14 protein-coding genes are annotated in these 16,574 nt (G+C 66.1%); 7 read left to right on the forward strand and 7 right to left on the reverse strand.

Annotated features, from left to right (window positions below; all coding sequences use genetic code 11):
- The first annotated feature begins 136 nt into the window (after positions 1–136).
- Complete coding sequence (locus CRM90_RS28190; RefSeq protein ID WP_102810178.1) at positions 137–1,327, forward strand: lipid-transfer protein; 1,191 nt, start codon at positions 137–139, stop codon at positions 1,325–1,327.
- A gap of 429 nt (positions 1,328–1,756) precedes the next feature.
- Here the strand turns inward: CRM90_RS28190 and CRM90_RS28195 are convergent, their stop codons facing one another.
- The 5 genes from CRM90_RS28195 to CRM90_RS28215 form a co-directional block, all read right to left on the reverse strand.
- Positions 1,757–2,473 carry a transglutaminase-like domain-containing protein gene (locus CRM90_RS28195; protein ID WP_102810179.1) on the reverse strand — a complete coding sequence of 239 codons (717 nt, stop codon included), beginning with the start codon at positions 2,471–2,473 and terminating at the stop codon, positions 1,757–1,759.
- 190 nt (positions 2,474–2,663) lie between these two features.
- Positions 2,664–3,068 carry a Zn-ribbon domain-containing OB-fold protein gene (locus tag CRM90_RS28200; RefSeq protein ID WP_102810180.1) on the reverse strand — a complete coding sequence of 135 codons (405 nt, stop codon included), beginning with the start codon at positions 3,066–3,068 and terminating at the stop codon, positions 2,664–2,666.
- Positions 3,065–4,249: a thiolase family protein gene (locus CRM90_RS28205; protein WP_102810191.1), complete on the reverse strand. Its 1,185-nt coding sequence runs from the start codon at positions 4,247–4,249 to the stop codon at positions 3,065–3,067. The genes CRM90_RS28200 and CRM90_RS28205 overlap by 4 nt, the downstream gene beginning before the upstream one ends.
- Before the next feature lie 137 nt (positions 4,250–4,386).
- Entirely contained in the window at positions 4,387–5,541 is a 1,155-nt protein-coding gene (locus CRM90_RS28210) for an acyl-CoA dehydrogenase family protein (protein WP_102810181.1), read from the reverse strand.
- A 228-nt stretch (positions 5,542–5,769) separates the two neighbouring features.
- Positions 5,770–7,368, reverse strand: a complete 1,599-nt coding sequence (locus CRM90_RS28215) for a long-chain-fatty-acid--CoA ligase (RefSeq protein WP_102810192.1) — start codon at positions 7,366–7,368, stop codon at positions 5,770–5,772.
- A gap of 366 nt (positions 7,369–7,734) precedes the next feature.
- Between CRM90_RS28215 and CRM90_RS28220 the strand changes: the two genes are divergently transcribed.
- The 5 genes from CRM90_RS28220 to CRM90_RS28245 all read left to right on the forward strand — a co-directional run bounded on the left by CRM90_RS28220 (position 7,735) and on the right by CRM90_RS28245 (position 13,216).
- Positions 7,735–8,616: an SDR family NAD(P)-dependent oxidoreductase gene (locus CRM90_RS28220; RefSeq protein WP_102810182.1), complete on the forward strand. Its 882-nt coding sequence runs from the start codon at positions 7,735–7,737 to the stop codon at positions 8,614–8,616.
- Between the two features lie 273 nt (positions 8,617–8,889).
- Complete coding sequence (locus CRM90_RS28230) at positions 8,890–10,077, forward strand: acyl-CoA dehydrogenase family protein (RefSeq protein WP_102810184.1); 1,188 nt, start codon at positions 8,890–8,892, stop codon at positions 10,075–10,077.
- A 3-nt stretch (positions 10,078–10,080) separates the two neighbouring features.
- Positions 10,081–11,226: an acyl-CoA dehydrogenase family protein gene (locus CRM90_RS28235; RefSeq protein WP_102810185.1), complete on the forward strand. Its 1,146-nt coding sequence runs from the start codon at positions 10,081–10,083 to the stop codon at positions 11,224–11,226.
- An 11-nt stretch (positions 11,227–11,237) separates the two neighbouring features.
- Positions 11,238–12,407, forward strand: a complete 1,170-nt coding sequence (locus CRM90_RS28240; protein ID WP_102810186.1) for an acyl-CoA dehydrogenase family protein — start codon at positions 11,238–11,240, stop codon at positions 12,405–12,407.
- The gene (locus CRM90_RS28245) at positions 12,404–13,216 is read left to right on the forward strand and encodes an enoyl-CoA hydratase/isomerase family protein (RefSeq protein WP_158249082.1); all 813 of its coding nucleotides are present in this window, start codon (positions 12,404–12,406) and stop codon (positions 13,214–13,216) included. Before CRM90_RS28240 ends, CRM90_RS28245 begins: the two co-directional genes overlap by 4 nt.
- A 128-nt stretch (positions 13,217–13,344) precedes the next feature.
- Here the strand turns inward: CRM90_RS28245 and CRM90_RS28250 are convergent, their stop codons facing one another.
- Positions 13,345–14,466 carry an adenylate/guanylate cyclase domain-containing protein gene (locus CRM90_RS28250; RefSeq protein ID WP_102810188.1) on the reverse strand — a complete coding sequence of 374 codons (1,122 nt, stop codon included), beginning with the start codon at positions 14,464–14,466 and terminating at the stop codon, positions 13,345–13,347.
- Between the two features lie 632 nt (positions 14,467–15,098).
- On the opposite strand from CRM90_RS28250, the gene CRM90_RS28255 reads away from it, so the two are divergent.
- Positions 15,099–15,872 carry a FadR/GntR family transcriptional regulator gene (locus tag CRM90_RS28255; RefSeq protein ID WP_142391477.1) on the forward strand — a complete coding sequence of 258 codons (774 nt, stop codon included), beginning with the start codon at positions 15,099–15,101 and terminating at the stop codon, positions 15,870–15,872.
- Between the two features lie 297 nt (positions 15,873–16,169).
- Here the strand turns inward: CRM90_RS28255 and CRM90_RS28260 are convergent, their stop codons facing one another.
- A complete protein-coding gene (locus tag CRM90_RS28260) occupies positions 16,170–16,541 on the reverse strand; it encodes a hypothetical protein (RefSeq protein WP_102810190.1) in 372 nt (123 codons plus the stop codon).
- Positions 16,542–16,574 lie beyond the last annotated feature (33 nt).

Here is a 16,574-nt window from a genome sequence, read left to right on the forward strand (position 1 = left end):
CAGCAGTCCTACGTGCCATCACCGTCTGGCTGCCACATTTATCGGACACGCCCTAGCTCGACGAGCCAGTGGGGGCGTTAGCCGACGAGTGAATGTTTTCGTGACATCACCGTGAGAACTGAGGACTGGAGGGCCGATGACAGCGCGGAGCTTTGTGGTGGGGGTGGGAATGGTGCCGTTCGCCACCCCGAGCAAGAGTGATCCCTATGACGTGATGGCCGAAGGCGCGGTCAAAGCGGCGCTGGCCGACGCCGGTGTGGAGCTCGGCGACGTGCAGCAGGCCTATGCCGGTTACGTCTACGGCGATTCCACGTGTGGACAAAACGCGCTGTATCGAGTCGGCATGACCGGGGTGCCGGTGGTCAACGTGAACAACAACTACTGCTCCACCGGTTCGTCGGCGCTGTGGCTGGCCCGCCAGGCGATAGCCGGTGGTGGCGCCGACTGCGTGCTCGCGTTCGGGTTCGAGCAGATGCAACGCGGCGCGCTCAAATCGCACTGGGATGACCGGCCGACACCATTCGGACGGTTCGCCGAAGCCGCCAGCAAGGCCCAAGACTGCCCCGACGGTGTACCCATGCCAGCACAGTGGTTCGGCGGTGCCGGCGCCCAGTACGCCGACCGGTTCGCAACCCGCCCCGAGACCTTCGCCAAAATCACGGTGAAGGCGCGCCGGCACGCGGCGAACAACCCCTATGCGGTGTTTCGTGATCCGCTGACCGTGGACGAGGTGCTGGCCTCCCCGCACATCTACGGCCCGTTGACCCGGTTGCAGTGTTGCCCGCCCACGTGCGGGGCGGCGGCCGCGATCCTGTGCAGCGAGGAGTTCGCCCGCCACCGCGGCCTGGACACCACCGTGGCCATCGCCGCGCAGGCGTTGACCACCGACACCGACAGCAGCTTCGCCGACGCCGACATGACCAAGCTGGTGGGCTATGACATGGCGCAGTCGGCGGCACGGCAGGTCTACGAACACGCCGGCGTCGACCCGAAGGATATCCGGGTGGTCGAGTTGCACGACTGCTTCACCGCCAACGAACTGCTGACCTACGAGGCGCTCGGACTCACCCCGGAGGGCACCGCGGAAAGGTTCATCGCCGACGACGACAACACCTACGGCGGGCAGGTGGTGACCAACCCCTCCGGCGGGCTGCTTGCCAAAGGGCATCCCCTGGGAGCGACGGGCCTGGCCCAGTGCGCCGAACTGGTGTGGCAGCTGCGAGGTCAGGCCGCGGACCGCCAGGTGGACGACGTCAACCTCGCGCTGCAACACAACATCGGTCTCGGCGGCGCCGCGGTCGTCACCCTCTACGAAAAACTGCGTTGACATGTCCCGGTGGAGGGCCGCCGGTGCGACATGAGTTGCCGACGATGACGCTGACGGTTCGACGCCAATGGGCTCAGCTCCTGCGCCAAAACTGCTGGGAAGATCGATGTCGTCGACGTCGACCTGCTGCCGGCGTCTTTCGACACCGTTCCACCGCCGAATCTCGTGGCAACCCAATCTCGAACAGCCAAGCCAGCTCAGCTTCCCCGCCGGAATCGTGTGGGTCTGTCCGCATCCTGCACGGGAACACGAAGAGAGTGCGCTCTACCAGCAGTTCAGGCGCAAGCGGGCGACCCCGAGCCCGGCCCCGGTATAGCAGCGAGCCGATGCGGATACGCGAACGCGCGTCCAGCGCCGCGGTGGGCAGAAGGAACGTGAATGCCGGTGTCGTCCAGCGAGACGCTACCGAAACTGAGGGTTCGGGAAACCCTATTGAGGGTTTTGAAAGCCCGTGTCCGACACCGCGGTGGGCATGCGATCCCATCGGTAGGTTTCTCGAAACGCGGTCATCATTTCGTCGAACGGCACGTCGGTGTACCAGCCACGGTCATTCACGTACTCCATGTGGCGCCGACCCCGACCGTCGTATGCATGCAGTAGCGCGTCTGTCCTGCCATCGAATTCCAACGGCGGCACACCGAAACGGGCGCAGAGCTCGCTGTTGAACGCCGGGGATGCCTTCACCCAGCACTCATTCAGGTACATCTCGGTGTATCCGTGGTAGACGAACAGATCGGTACCCATCACTTCGCGCAGCTTTGGAGTCGACAAATGGTTTCGCACGTCGGCGAAGCCCAGTCGCGCAGGGATGCCCACCGCGCGGGCCGCGGCCGTCAGCAACACCGCCTTCGGCACGCACCAACTGTCCGTTGCTTGTGTGACTTCGCTCGCGCGAAAACTCTGTTCGTCAGCGCGGATCGTGTACGGGTTGTATCGGATACGGTCCCGCACGGCGCTGAACAGCTGCGCGGCGCGAGCCGTGTCGGACTCAGATCCACGAACGGCGGCGCGCGCGAAAGCAATCACGCAGGGATGGGCGGAGTCGATGAACCGGGTGGGAGCCAAGAAGACCGACAGATGTCGATCCGGATCGGCCGCCGATGCCGATCGGGCAACAGAGCGCACCAACAGCACGTTATCAGCCATTAACGCCACACGCCATCGACCGTAACGGAGGTCACCGCCGATCGGTATGCGCGCACGTTCGCGATTGTGCCGGCGGCAGCACGCGCGAGGGTGTCGAAGCCCTGTCGGCGGTCAGCCATGGCTGGCGACATGCCCAAACAGCCACACGGTGACCGGCAGTATGCCTCACAGCTGAGCGCGTCGGCGCCCATCAACTCGTGGCCCGGATCGGGCGGAACTGCGGAATCGCGAGCTGGCCCCGCGGTTCGAAGGTGACCTCGACCGGTGTGCCAATCTCAACCTCCTGCGGTGAACAGTCGATCACGTTGGCCATCATCTGCGGACCCTCGAACAGTTCGATGATGGCCAGCACATAGGGCGCCGCGAAGGCCGGCGACGGCGGTTGGTGCACCACGGTGTAGGTGAGCACCGTGCCGCGCCCTGAGGGTTGTTCCCAGTCCAGCCCGGTTGCCCAGCAGTACGGGCACCAACGGCGGGGATGGTGGTGAAACCGTCCGCAGGCGCGGCAGCGTGGCAGCACGAACCGGCCCGCGGCCGCTTCCTGCCAGTAGCGCGCGGTGCTGGCGGTCACGGTGGGAACCGGTGGGGCTGTCATGGTGTCCTTCCCAGCAGAACGGTTGAGTGGTCGGCCATCATGCCGCCGTAGGTGTGCACCAGCGCGATATCGGCATCCAGTTGGCGCTCGGTGGCCTGTCCCATCACTTGCCGCGCGGCTTCGACGAGCATCGACATCCCCGACGCGTCGCCGGTGTGCCCGAACGACAGCAACCCGCCGTAGGTGTTGACCGGCAGGTCCCCGCCGGGTGCGCCGCGGCCGTCCAGGAAGAACTGGCCGCCTTTGCCCGGCTCGACCAACCCGGTCTCCTCCACCAGCAGGATCGAGTTGATGGTGAACGCGTCGTAGAGCTCGGCGAGATCCACATCGGACGGAGCGAGGCCCGCCATGTCGAACGCGGCGTGCGCGGAAACGCCGGCGCCCATGGTGGCGAAGTCGCTGGCGTGGCTGATGTTGCCGTGGTCGTGAAACTCCCCGAAGTCGAGCAGATAGGCGGGTTGTTCGGTGAGTTCGCGTGCCCGCTCGCCGCGGGTGACCAGGAACGCCGCGCCTCCCTCGCACGGCACCGAGCAGTCCAGCAAGTTGAACGGCCATGCGATCGGGCGTGAGTCCAGCACCATCTCGATGCTCAGTGGGCCGCCGTCACGCATCAGGGCATCGGGGTGCCGCAACGCCCACTCGCGGCTGGACACCGCGACGGCTGCCAGGGCTTCCCGTGTTGTGCCACGCTCTGCCATGTGCCGGGTGGCCGCCAGCGCGTAGAGCGCCGGAATGAAGCTGCCATACGGATACTCGAAATCGGGGTGGCTGATCATTCGCGCCATCGCATCCGCGCCGCCCTCACCTACTTTGGGGAACTTGCCCGCACCCACGCACAACACCGCGTCCGCCAGACCCGCGCTGATCGCCACCGCGGCGCGCGACAACATGATCGTGTAGGTGGCACCACCGACGTTGACCGTCTCACAGAACCTCGGACGGATCCCCAGCGCGTCGTTGAGCCGCTCGTGGACGAAGATGTCGGCGCCGCTGCCGGTGGCCATGCCCGCCGGGCACACCAGCAGACCGTCGATATCGGCGGGCCCGAACCCGGCGCGGTCCAAAAACCGGCGCAACACCAATTCCGGCATGCCCGCCGAGTCCTCGTCGGGATATCGCCCCGGGCGCAGTTCCTCGACCGCCGCGATGGCAGGACGGCCGCCAAGGGCACACGCACTCATGACCACCTCGCAGCCGTCCAGAAACCAATACGTCGCCAGCCCGTACAAGCAGCCTGTCCAACGTCATCGGGCCCTCGCCCAACACCGGGCACCGTGTGTGCACACCCAGAACTTGACACCCGCCGGGGCCCCCGCCGTCAGTAGGACTTGGGCAGGCCCAGGCTGTGCTGGGCAACGAAATTGAGGATCATCTCCCGGCTGATCGGCGCGGTGCGCATCAGCCGCGCCGGACCCCACAGCGTCGCCAGCCCATACTCGGTGGCCATCCCGTTGCCTCCGTGAGTCTGGATCGCCTGATCCAGCGCCAAGATCCCCGCCTCCGCGGCCGCGTACTTCGCCATGTTGGCGGCCCCCCCCGCACCGCCCTCGCCGGCGTCGTGCAGCTCGGCCGCCCGCTGGGTCATCAACCGCGCGAGTTCGACCTGGATCTTGGCGTGCGCCAGCGGATGTGCTACCCCCTGATGCGCCCCGATCGGAGAGTCCCAGACCCGGCGTTCGCGCGCGTAGGCGCACGCTTTGTCCAAGGCGTAGCGGCCGATGCCGGTGCCCAGCGCCGCACCCATGATCCGCTCCGGGTTCAACCCCATGAACACCTGCCGAAGGCCGTCGTCCTGCGCGCCGACAAGGCTGTCGGCGGGCACCCGCACGTCGTCGAAAAACAAGGTGAACTGCTTCTCGGGGGTGACCGCTTGCACCGGGATGAGGGTCTTCTGCAGGCCAGCGGCGTCGGTGGGCACCACCATCAGCGAGAGTCGCCCGCGGCGCGGCTCGTCGGTGCCGGTCCGGGTCACCACCAGGACCGCCTGCGCCTCGTCGACCCCGGAAATGTAGTACTTGGTTCCGCGCAGCACCCACTCGTCGCCGTCTCGCGTCGCCGTCGTGGCGATGTTGTGCGAGTTCGAACCCGCATCGGGTTCGGTGATCGCAAACGCCATGATCATCTCGCCACTGGCGATCCCAGGCAGCCACCGTTGTTTCTGGTCCTCGCTGCCAAACGCCTGGATGATCGTGCCGCAGATCGCCGGCGACACCACCGTCATCAGCAACGGACAGCCGGCGGCGGCCAACTCCTCACCCACGGCATGCAACTCATAGATGCCGCCTCCCCCACCGCCGTACTCCTCGGCGATGTTAACCCCCAAAAAACCCTGCTTACCAATCTCTTGCCACAGCTCGGTGGACTTCTCGCCGGCCAACGACTTGCTCAGGTAGTACTCGTGGCCATATGACCGCGCAATCGCCGCCACCGCAGCCCGCAAGTCCCGCCGTTCCTCGCTCTCGCAAAGCTCCATCCCACCTACTCCTTTCCGTTCCGCATACGCTCACTGTGACGGTATCCGCACCAGTGAACGACGGGTGCGGCGCAACCGAAATGGCGTTCACTGCGGAGTCGGTGTGCACTCAGCGATCATACGTTAGCGACGATTAACATCGGGGCGCAAGTTTCTGACAGGCGGCGTCACCAGGGGGCCCGCTGCCGACGTTGTCTTCGACGTGGCCCGAGACCGAGCGACTGATAGTCAGGTCTGAAAATATCCTCGGTACTGGTCGCGCAGCACATTCTTTTGCACCTTGCCCGTCGCGGTGCGCGGCATTTTGTCGGTGAAGATCACCGCTTTGGGGACCTTGAACCCCGACAGCCGGTCGCGCGCCGCAGCCAGCACGTCGTCCTCGGTGAGGTCGGCGCCTGGTTTGGGGGTGATGATCGCTGCGATCGCCTCGGTCCATCGCTGGTGCGGCAGTCCGACGACGACCACTTCGTGGATTCGGGGTTCCCCTTCGTAGAGCGCCTTTTCGACCTCGATCGAGGCCACGTTCTCGCCGCCGGTCTTGATCACGTCTTTCTTGCGGTCGGCGAACCACAGCAGTCCGTCGGCGTCGAAGCGTCCGATGTCGCCGGAATGGAACCAACCCTGCGCGAATGCTTCCGCAGTGGCCTCGGGGTTGCGCAGGTACCCTTCCATCGCGTGTGGGCCGCGATAGACGATTTCGCCGGCCTCACCGGCGGGGAGTAGATTGCCGGCGTCGTCCATGATCCCCACCTGGACATTGGGAACCGGCAGGCCGACCGAGCCGGGATGTGAGAGCTGGTACTCAGGCGGAAAGACGGTCGTCAGCGGGTTCATCTCGGTTTGGCCGAAACCGAGCGCGAACTGGCAGCCGAACACCTCCATGGCCCTACGCAGGTCGGTGTCGGGCATCGGTGCCATCGCATACAACGCCAGGCGCAGGCTCGACAAGTCATGCTCGGCAATGTCGGGGTGGTCCATCATCGCCCGATACATCATCGGCAGCCCGAAGATCTCGGTAATCCGCTCGCCCTCGATGGTCGCCAGCAGGGCGGCTGGGTCGAACGCACGTATCAACACCGCGGTGCCGCCGACGTAGATCAGCCCCGTGGTGAACCCGTTGAGCTGGGCGGTGTGGAACAGCGGCATCATGACCGCTGAGCGGTCATCCTCGCTGAACCGCAACACCAGGGGGGCCGTGAGTGACTCGATGTAGATCGCGAGATGGCTGCTCACCACCCCCTTCGGCGCCGACGTCGTTCCGCTGGTGTAGAGGTAGCTGAGCGCGTCACGGTCATCGACGAAGCATTCCGGTTCGGCGGGACTGGCGTCGCCGACGAACTCGCTCAGCGCCCGCCATGAATGCCGACCGGCGGATTCCCATTGTGTGCCGGTGCCGGGTGCGACGATCACATCGGTCGCCTTGCGCTGTTCGAGGCCGTCTAACGCAGCCTCGACGAGTTCGGTCAGCTGGCTCTCCACAACCACCCCCCGGGCGCGGGAGTGCTCAAGCACGTAGGCCGTCTCAGACGCCCCCCAAGCGAGGTTGATCGGGACACACACCACTCCGGTCTTGGCGCACGCGTAATAGGTGAGAAGGAACTCGATGCTGTTGCCGCAGGCCAGTGCGAGCGCGTCGCCCCGCTGGTAGCCCGCGGTCAACAGCGCGTTGGCCAGCCGGTTCACCGCCGCGTTCAGCGCACGATAGGTGAGCCGGCGCTCGCCGTCGACCACGGCTTCGTGCTCGGGGCGCCGCCACGCGGTGCGGGTGAGCATGTCGCCGACATTGAGGCGTGTCACGAGGTTCTTTTGCAGGTCCAAGGCGGTCATCAGCGTCTCCTTGTGCGTCCAGTTGGAAAGGTTGTGTTTGATCATGTGAGTGGTTGACGACTGATTCGTAAGCTCGTCGTCGCTTGCCGGTGTGAGTCCGGTCCGGGTAGCTGTCAGGGGGCCCGGTAGCAGGCTGGCGGTGTCGTCTGGAAACGGGCGGGGCCGAAGCCCAGCGTCGAGCACCCCGCGTGGCGTGTCGCCAACAAACATGGACATAGGGTAATGATTATCCTACGTCATGCGTAGGGGCTTGACTTCCCGGGCCTACACACGCCCAGGCGCGACCGCCTGGCAAGAGCGGGTTGCCAGGTGAGCTACGAAGTGAAATAGAACCGAAGACACGGATTGACGGCAGAGGGCGGACACATGGCTGGAGTGGACGGAAGGGTGGCAATCGTGACCGGGGCGGGTGGTGGCCTCGGTCGCAGCCACGCCCTACGGCTGGCGGCCGGAGGTGGTCTGGTCGTCGTCAACGACCTCGGGGTGAGGAAAGAAGGCGGTGGCGAGAACGCTACGGCGGCGCAGGACGTCGTGGCGGAGATCCGGGCCGCTGGCGGTGTCGCTGTGCCCGATGACCACGACATCGCTTCCGAGGCCGGCGCACGGGCGGTGGTCGAGTCAGCGCTGCAGGCCTTCGGCCGGTTGGACATCGTTGTCAACAACGCGGGTATCCTGCGGGATGCGACGTTTCACAAGATGACGGTGAAACAGTGGGAGGCCGTCCGCCAGGTGCACCTGGACGGAACCGTGTTGATGACGCGGGCGGCTTGGCCTCATTTGCGCGAGCAACGCTACGGCAGGGTCGTCGTAACCACTTCCGGCGCTGGCTTGTTCGGCAATTTCGGACAGGCCAACTACGCCGCCGCCAAGCTGGGTGTGGTCGGGCTGATGCACACGCTGGCACTCGAGGGTGCCCGCTATGGGATTCGGGTCAACGCTATCGCCCCGGTCGCGCTGACCCGGATGACCGCCGGCCTGCTCGACGATGCCACCGACCTCGACCCCGCCTGGGTATCGGCCGCCGTCGGGTGGTTGTGCGCCGAGGAATGCGATCTGACAGCCGAGATCGTGCGGGTTTACGGTCGCCATTTCAGCCGCGTGCGGATCGTCGAATCGCGCGGCGTGGACTTCCCCTCCCCGCCCTCCGATGACCAACTCGCCGCCAGATGGGCGGATATCGCCGACCTGTCGGAGGCAAAGGAGGGACAGACCGCGCTGGCTGCCGCGAGCCACGCCGGCTCGGGATGAGTCGGACCTGCCACCGCCGTCGGCGCTTGCCGGGTCAGCGCTGACCGACTGCAGACCAGCGCGGCCCGGTCGACCGCTGTCGGCGACTCCGTGACACTTGCACCTGCCGCTCGTCGCGGTGACGAGCTCCCTCCACACGGGCGTCGAGTCTGCGAGCATTTACCTGATAATCGTTATACTTTATGATGGTGGACGGTGGTACCTCGGACGCATCGGGCCCTTCTGTTGCGCCGACGTTGACGCCACCTGCTCCGCGGACGAAAGGACACGCCAGTGACCACCCCACCCCTCGATCAGCTCACTGACGCCCAACAGGAGCTCGTCGAGCGCGCCCGCGTCATCGCGCGCACCGAGCTTCGGCCGCATGCCGCTGAGTGGGACCGCCGCCAGGAATTCCCCGAGCGCTCCTATGAGATTCTGCGCGAGAACGGCTTCACCGGGCTCACCGTGCCGACCGAGTACGGCGGTCGTGGTTGGGGTGTATTCGAGGCCTGTCTGGTTCTGGAGGAGCTGGCCGTGGGGTGCATGGCCAGCGCTCTGACAATTCAGATGCAGCTCAACGGACCCCCGCGGGTGATCGCCCGGGTGGGTAGCGAACAGCAGCGCAAGCAGTATCTGCCCGACGTGGTCGAAGGCACTCGACGGTTCGCCGTCGCGATGACCGAGCCGCAGGCCGGATCCGACGGCACCGCGCTGGCCACGACCCTGAGCCCTGACGGCGACGACTTTCGGCTGACCGGCACCAAGTGCCACATCACCAGCGCACTGCAGGCCCATACCTTCCTGGTGTTCTGCCGTGCGTCCGGAACGACCGGTCCCGACGGGATCGGCGCGGTGCTGGTGGACGCCGACGTCGAGGGCTTGGGGCCGATCGAGACCGAGGAAAAGATGGGCGGTCGAGGCGTGGCGGAGGGGGTGCTGCGGTTCACTGACGCCCCCGTCCGGCGCGATCAGGTGATCCTCGAACCGCGGCCCGGCTCAAAGGAAGGCGCGTCGTTCTTGATTCGCCAGTTCAATCCCGAGCGGTGCGGGAACGCCGCGATGTCCATCGGAGTCGCGCGCGCCGCACTGGAGGACGCCGTCGAATACACCAAGGACCGTGAACAGTTCGGCCGCCCGATACTGGACTTTCAGGGTATCCAATGGAAGATCGCCGATATGGCAACCGAATTGGATGCCGCGCGGTTGCTGTTGTGGCGCGCAACGCGCACCGATGTCGGCGGCTTCCCGGGCATCCGCGAGACCGCGATGGCCAAGCTGTACGCCAACGAGACCGCGGTGCGGGTGTGCAATGAGGCCATCCAGCTGCTGGGTCACAAGGGCTACCTCACCCGCTACCCGGTGGAACGCTATTTCCGCGACGTACGCGGAATGGGCATCGGCGGGGGCACCACCGAGATCCTGCGCAACATGATCGCCGGCGAGGTCACCGGCGTGCGCACGAGCCAGCGAAGGTGCTGAGTCGTGAATCTGGGGCTGAGCGCAAGCGCCGAGCACTACCAAGCCGGGCTCAAAAACTGGATTTCGGCGAACCTGCCGCCGCAGTGGCGTGACATCCCTGTCGGAACCGGGGACGACGAGTCCTACGTCGCGATGCGCCGGGAGTGGGGTCGGCGCCTATTCGAGGCCCGATGGCTTGCCCCACATTGGCCCCTGGAGTACGGCGGCCGCGAGCTGGGGGTAGACGCGCAGCTGGCTTTCGCCGAAACGCTGGTCGAGACGGGCGCGCCGGAGCCGATGAACACCAACGGCATGGGCATCTTCGCCCCGGCGCTGATGCGATTCGGCACCGACGAGCAGCGAAAACAGTACTTGCGGCCGATGCTGTCCCACGACGACATCTGGTGTCAGGGGTTCTCCGAGCCCCAAGCCGGCAGCGACCTGGCGTCGTTGTCCACCCGGGCGGTTCTCGACGGAGACCAATTGCTCGTGTCGGGCCAGAAGGTGTGGACGTCTTTTGCAATGTCCGCTCAAAGGTGTTACGCGCTGGTCAAGGTTGCCGACTCGCCCGGCACGACGTTGGTCGTGGTGCACATGGACCGCCCCGGCATCACCGTGCGCCCGCTGCGCAATCTAACGGGCAGCAGCGAATTCTGCGAGGTGTTCTTCGACGATGTGGTCGTGGACGCCACCGACGTGGTCGGCGGGATCGGCGGCGGGTGGCAGGTCGCCACCTACGCCTTGGCTCGGGAACGCTCCAGCGCCCTGGCCCAGCGGTCGCTGCAGCTGACGCGTGAGCTGACGCGGATGCTCAGCGCGCTAGGCGATGGCTATCGCGACGCGTGCGCCGAGAATGCCCTGGTCGATGCGTTCGTGCGCACCCGGGTGGTGGACAGCACCGTGCGCCGGGTGTTCGCGCTCGATGCCGATGGCGCCGAGCCCGGGATGCTCGCACCGATCGCGAAGGTTCTGTGGAGCGAAAGCCACCAGAAGCAGCTGGCCACCCTGCTGGAGGCGGCCGGGCCGGAAGTGATCGGGGCCGGGGCCGGGTGGTCGGAATGGACTCGATCGTTGTTGTTTGCCCGCGCTGAAACGATCTACGGCGGCACGACCGAGATCCAGCGCAACCTGATCGCGAAGGCGCTCGGCCTTCCGAGCGACCGCCGGTGAGAGAGGGCGCAATGGACTACCGGATCGATGACGAACAGGCAACGCTGCAGACCACGCTGCGGGAGTTTCTCGAGGCGCGGATGCCCGATTTGATCGGGGAACCCGCCCGGGGCGCCCGGGTCACTGCGTGGCAGGAGTTGGTATCGGCCGGCTGGCTGGAGCACTTCGGAATGACAACCGCAGAAACCAGTGCACCAGCGGACTGGGTCGGCGCCGTGCACGTGGCCGAAGCGTTCGGAGCGGTCCCGGTGCCCGGACCCGTTGACGTGGTCGCCGGCTATCTCATACCGCTGGCCACCGGCACCGGCATGAGTGCGCTGCTTGAACGCCTGCGCACCGGCAGCGTCATCACCGCGTCGCCCCCGGTTCCGGATATGTCCGGGCGCGACGCGGCACCCCGGTGGCGGCACCGACGTCTGGGCGCAGTGCGTGAAGCAAACCGGCTGCGCGTCAGCGGGGTGCTGGCGCGGGTTCCCGCCGCCGCCGACGCTCAGTCGGTGGTGGTACCGGTCGACCTGGATGGCGTACCGGGGCTCGCGCTGGTGGACTGCGACCAGGCGGGAGTCGAAGTCGGCGCGTCAACCGGCGTTGACTTGCGCCGGCCCGTCGCGGACGTCCGCCTGCACCGGACCAGTCTGGACGCAGCGGCGCTGTACACCGACCCGGGCCTTTCGGCGCGGGAGGAGCGCTGCGCGTTCCTGTACAGCCTGTTTCTCGACGCGGAGGCGGTCGGCGGCGGCGCAGAGGTGATCGCGCGCAGTGTCGCGTATTGCACTGCGAGGACGCAGTTCGGGCGGCCGATCGGAGCGTTCCAGGCGATCCGGCATCGGCTCGCCGACGCCGCCGGCGGCGTGGAGGGAGCCCGTTCACTCGTCTACCAGGCGGCCTGGAACGTCGCCGCGGGCGCGCACGACGCGATGTACGACGTTCTGGCCAGCCGACTGTGGGCCTCGGCGGCCTACCTCGGTGCCGCCGAGGCCGCCATCCAATGTCATGGGGGTATGGGCTTCACCTGGGACCAGCGCCTGCACCTCTGGTATCGCGCCGCGGTTGCCGGTCGGGGCGCCGATAATGTGGCCGGGGCACGTTCAGCGCTCGCCGCGCGGCTAAGCCCCGCCGAACGTCCGGTGCCATCCGTCCCGCACAGCGGGCTGGCCGAGGCGGGCAGGACGAGCAAGTGAGCGAACCCGAGGTGCTCTTGGACCGGCCGCGACCCGCCGTCGCAGTCCTCACCCTCAACCGACCGGGTGCGCGCAACTCCCTGGGCTGGCAAACCTGGCACCAGCTGGGCGCGGCCATCGATGAGGTGGCTGCCGACGATGACTGTCGCGCGGTGGTGCTCACCGGCGCCGGCGGGACGTTTTGCGCCGGTGGCGACGTCAAGACCTCCCCGTCCCGCGGAGCGGGCCTCGGCGCGCCCGCGGCGCGGTTGCTGGTGGGCCAGCGGGTGCTCGACACGCTGCTCAAGTTGCCCAAACCAGTGCTTGCCGCTGTCGAGGGGCCCGCAGTGGGTGCTGGCTGGAGTCTTGCATTGGCCTGCGACCTGGTGGTGGCGGCCCGTGACGCGGTTTTCGCAGCCCCGTTCGTGGCGCGCGGCTTGGTGCCCGACTGCGGAGCCGCCTGGTTCTTGACCCGTGCACTGGGCCGGCACCGGGCCACGGCGCTGCTGTTGAGCGGCGAACGCCTTACCGCGCCGCAGGCCGCCGGCGCGGGTCTGGTCAGTCAACTCGCCGAGCCTGGGGCAGCGCTGACCGTCGCCACCGACCTCGCCGCAAGCCTGGCCCGCGGCCCTGCAGAGGCGTTGCGCTTGACCAAGGGCATGATTCGCGGCGCGCTCGATGTACCGCTAGAAAGGTTCCTCGAACTCGAATGGTTGTCGGCCACCCTCGACCTAACCGGGCCGGATGCTGCCGAAGGCCGCGCGGCCTTTGTCGAGAAGCGCGATCCTGATTTCTCCGAAACCCGACGATCCGCCGATGAAGCCAGCTGAGCGGTGCCCTTGAGCCGATAAGGCCAGCAGGCCATAGTCGGCGCCGTCGTGTTGCTGGTTCGATCCGCGACGCCGTTTGCGCCGGCAGCTTCGTGGCCGGCGAGGATTCGTCGCCGACCACCCGGCAGTTACTCAACCTGGCGGGCGCGTTGGACCCTGAAGAGCTTTACTTTGCCGCTCACACCTTTGAGCCGCCGCGCGCCCATAGACGACCATTTGAAGTCCGACGCGTCGCCGAGGGCCTCACGTGTGGACTCGGCGACCACGACCGTCGCTGGCCGCGCCGCCGCCGTTACTCGACTGGCGACGTTGACGGGACTGCCAAACCAGTCTCCCCTGCGTGTTATCGCCAGTCCCGACGACACGCCGATCCGTAGGGGCGGCAAGCCATCGGCTGGGGCATCATCAGCCAAGTCGAGGATCGCCCGCAGCAATGGCGCCGGATCGAAGCACATCAGCATCACGGCATCACCCACCGACTTCACCAGCTGCACTGGGGTGACCGCCACATGCTGGGCCAATTCGGCGAGCCGACTGGCAACGCGTTCAAGCTCCACGGGTGGTAGCACCTCCCCCAGCTGGGTAAAGCCAGCGACATCGGCGAACGCCACCGTTACGTGGTGCGCCCCAGGCAACCTTCCGGCAGCCCGCTCAGCGGCGGTCACGGCCTCGACCTCGAACGATGCGCGAAGTTGCATGAACAGCAGGTCTTGAATCAGCGGGCCGAGCTGAGGCGCGGACCGCCGCGCCAACTCCTCGACCGCCTGCGCCAGTTCGATCTCACTCGTCCCCGGTCGCAAGAGGATGTTGAGCGCCGCATCGCGCATCGTGGCCGCGGCATACCCCAGTCCCTCGATCAGCACGCGCATCACGGCAACCGTTTCATCCGGATCGACGCCCATGTCAAGGAAGAATTTGGCGCGCGCGATCGCTTCTCCGTCGGCACGCAGCAATACGGCCGCGTCGGGATCATCGATCCGCGGCCTCCCCACAGCACCGTACAGGCGCTGCAGGAGATCCAATTCGATCCCCGTCGACTCGCAGACCTCACGTGCAGACACATAGGTTCCGTCATCGCCGAAGATGGTGTTGGCAGGCAGCATTAGAGGAGTAGCCAGCGACCTACGAATCTCGTCGAGGGGGTAGCCTTTTCCAATCAGCCAGCTGATAAGGTCGGCACGCTCGCCGCGGGCTTGGCCCTCAAGGCCATCGAGCATGCCTAACTCCTCAATGTTGCGGTCAGCGGCCATGATGCAAACGTAGTATTCGATGCATCGCTTACGGCATCAATTGGCAGCGTGACATGCCGACCTCGAGCGCTCAGACGCCTTCGCAACCACGCTCTCGGCCCATGCGGAACGGTGCCGCCGAATCGTTGGGCCATTTGCACGCCAAGTATTGCCACCGCCCGACGAGCAGTTTGGGCAAGACCCCGACATCCACCAGCGGTGACTCAGATGAACTCACGGGCATCTTGATCTCCGCTGTCGGGTGCCGCGACCACGTCCCCTCCAGGGCCGACCGATTTGCCCCGAGGGGTCCTCGAACGGTCACTCGGTCCCATTGCTAACAATGCAGGGTGACCGCGGGGGCTCGCCCGGCCTGAATCCCGCCGACAAAGTTCCGACTGACCTGTCGTAGAGTTGGACCACATCTGCTTGGCGGCTCTGCCGTGGTCGACCGTGCGAATAGCCACAAAAACGACACGGCCGGGGCGGCGTGGCGGTTCCTCACGGTCCCGTGAGGTGACGTCCGGCAACAAGTTGCGAGTCGCCTCAGCGGATTCTCGTGTAGATCATTATCATCTATGTCGAGGACTGTGTATGCGGGCTGCAGCTGAACCTTCGCCCCACGTCAGTCAAGCAGCGCATTAGGAGTGGGATTGAACGGCGAAATCGACCACGCGGTAAACACCTCTGAGACACGGCATGCAGCGCGCAGCCACCCAAGAGTACCCAAGGCGTCAGATATTCTCGCCGACCGGCTCCGCGCACAAATCCTCGGCCGCGCGATGCGGCCTGGCGACCAACTGGCGTCAGAAGCAGAGTTGATTTCCGGAGAGGGCTTCAGCCGAGGCACCGTGCGAGAGGCGTTGCGCTTGCTCGAATCCGATGGTTTGATCGAGATCCGCCGAGGCCCACGCGGTGGCATCCGGGTAACTCGTCCCGACCTGCGGCAGATCAGCAGATCCGTTGCGCTCCTGTTGACCCTGGCCGAAACCACAACCGGAAAGTTCTACGAGTTCCGCAAACTCGTAGAACCCTCTATTGCCGCCTTGGCAGCCCGATCGGCCACCGACGAGCAGCGCGGCTGGCTGCTCGCGGTCGCTGACGCCACGTCTCGAAACGGTTCGTGGGAACCATCGGTGGAGTTCCACGAGGCTCTAGCGGTATGCAGCAACAACGAGGTCTTGCGGCTCGTCATCGCGATGTTCGAACAGGAGTTGTCGTGGCACGTCCCCGGTGAGTCGCTCAGCGAGTCAGACATGGAGGACACCCGCCACGCGCACCAAAACATCGCGCGGGCGGTGGCTGCCGGCGACGCCGACCGCGCATCAAGCGCAATGCTGCGTCACCTGAACCAGTTCGAGCGAATGCTTGAGACAAACGGCCGCCTCGACGAGCCGCTGCTGCCTCGAGAGCGTTGGCTCCAGTGACGCCGACTTGCACTGACTGTGCGCGTTCGCACGCCGGTGATCGCGGCGATTACGCGCATGTCCCCTGCGTCGGCCGTGCCTTCACCGCGAAACGCACCGGTCATGTCGTCGACCACTTGTCTGGTCCGACAGACCACCCACTGATCGGCCTTCAGCAAGCCCCGCCCTGGCGCCCTCTCCCCGTCTGGCAAGAGTTACTCGAGGCCCCCGCGGCATCAACTCAAATGCGGCCCACCGCGAAGCCCGCGTCGCCCTGTCGCCGCTTAGCAGGCCCAGTTCAGATAACGATCATCGCTGTCAGCCTGGTTCGTCGTCGAGGCGGTCGACGGTGTGGGCGGTGTAGGTTGTCTTGACTGCGCCGCCGGGGGTGGTTTCGATTTTCATGATCGCGTCGATGCGTACGCGCATGCCGATTCCGAGTCCGCGTATCTCGTTTTCGCTGAGTCGGCCGAGTTTGACGGTAATGGGCTCTCCATTGTCTTGGCGGATCAGCCAGGATTGCACGGAGCTGACTGTGGGGTATTCGCCGACAATTAACACGGGTTGTTCGTCGAGGTTGGCGTTTTCGACGGTGGCGGCGATGTGAGCGGCGGTGGCCGCGGATACCTTGATCCGTTGGGTGGTGCGGGCGGGTTGTTGCCAGTCGATCTCGAAATCGACTGGTGTCACAAGTCTGTTCCGCGATCAAGACCGAGTACGAAG

This window comes from Mycobacterium sp. ENV421, assembly GCF_002887815.1.
Taxonomy (GTDB): domain Bacteria; phylum Actinomycetota; class Actinomycetes; order Mycobacteriales; family Mycobacteriaceae; genus Mycobacterium.

What these genes read in the sequence shown, in the direction of transcription:
- CRM90_RS28190 (WP_102810178.1), top strand. Translation starts at nt 137, where the DNA reads ATGACAGCGCGGAGCTTTGTGGTGGGGGTGGGAATGGTGCCGTTCGCC.
- CRM90_RS28195 (WP_102810179.1), bottom strand. Translation starts at nt 2,473, where the DNA reads ATGGCTGATAACGTGCTGTTGGTGCGCTCTGTTGCCCGATCGGCATCG.
- CRM90_RS28200 (WP_102810180.1), bottom strand. Translation starts at nt 3,068, where the DNA reads ATGACAGCCCCACCGGTTCCCACCGTGACCGCCAGCACCGCGCGCTAC.
- CRM90_RS28205 (WP_102810191.1), bottom strand. Translation starts at nt 4,249, where the DNA reads ATGAGTGCGTGTGCCCTTGGCGGCCGTCCTGCCATCGCGGCGGTCGAG.
- CRM90_RS28210 (WP_102810181.1), bottom strand. Translation starts at nt 5,541, where the DNA reads ATGGAGCTTTGCGAGAGCGAGGAACGGCGGGACTTGCGGGCTGCGGTG.
- CRM90_RS28215 (WP_102810192.1), bottom strand. Translation starts at nt 7,368, where the DNA reads ATGACCGCCTTGGACCTGCAAAAGAACCTCGTGACACGCCTCAATGTC.
- CRM90_RS28220 (WP_102810182.1), top strand. Translation starts at nt 7,735, where the DNA reads ATGGCTGGAGTGGACGGAAGGGTGGCAATCGTGACCGGGGCGGGTGGT.
- CRM90_RS28240 (WP_102810186.1), top strand. Translation starts at nt 11,238, where the DNA reads ATGGACTACCGGATCGATGACGAACAGGCAACGCTGCAGACCACGCTG.
- CRM90_RS28250 (WP_102810188.1), bottom strand. Translation starts at nt 14,466, where the DNA reads ATGGCCGCTGACCGCAACATTGAGGAGTTAGGCATGCTCGATGGCCTT.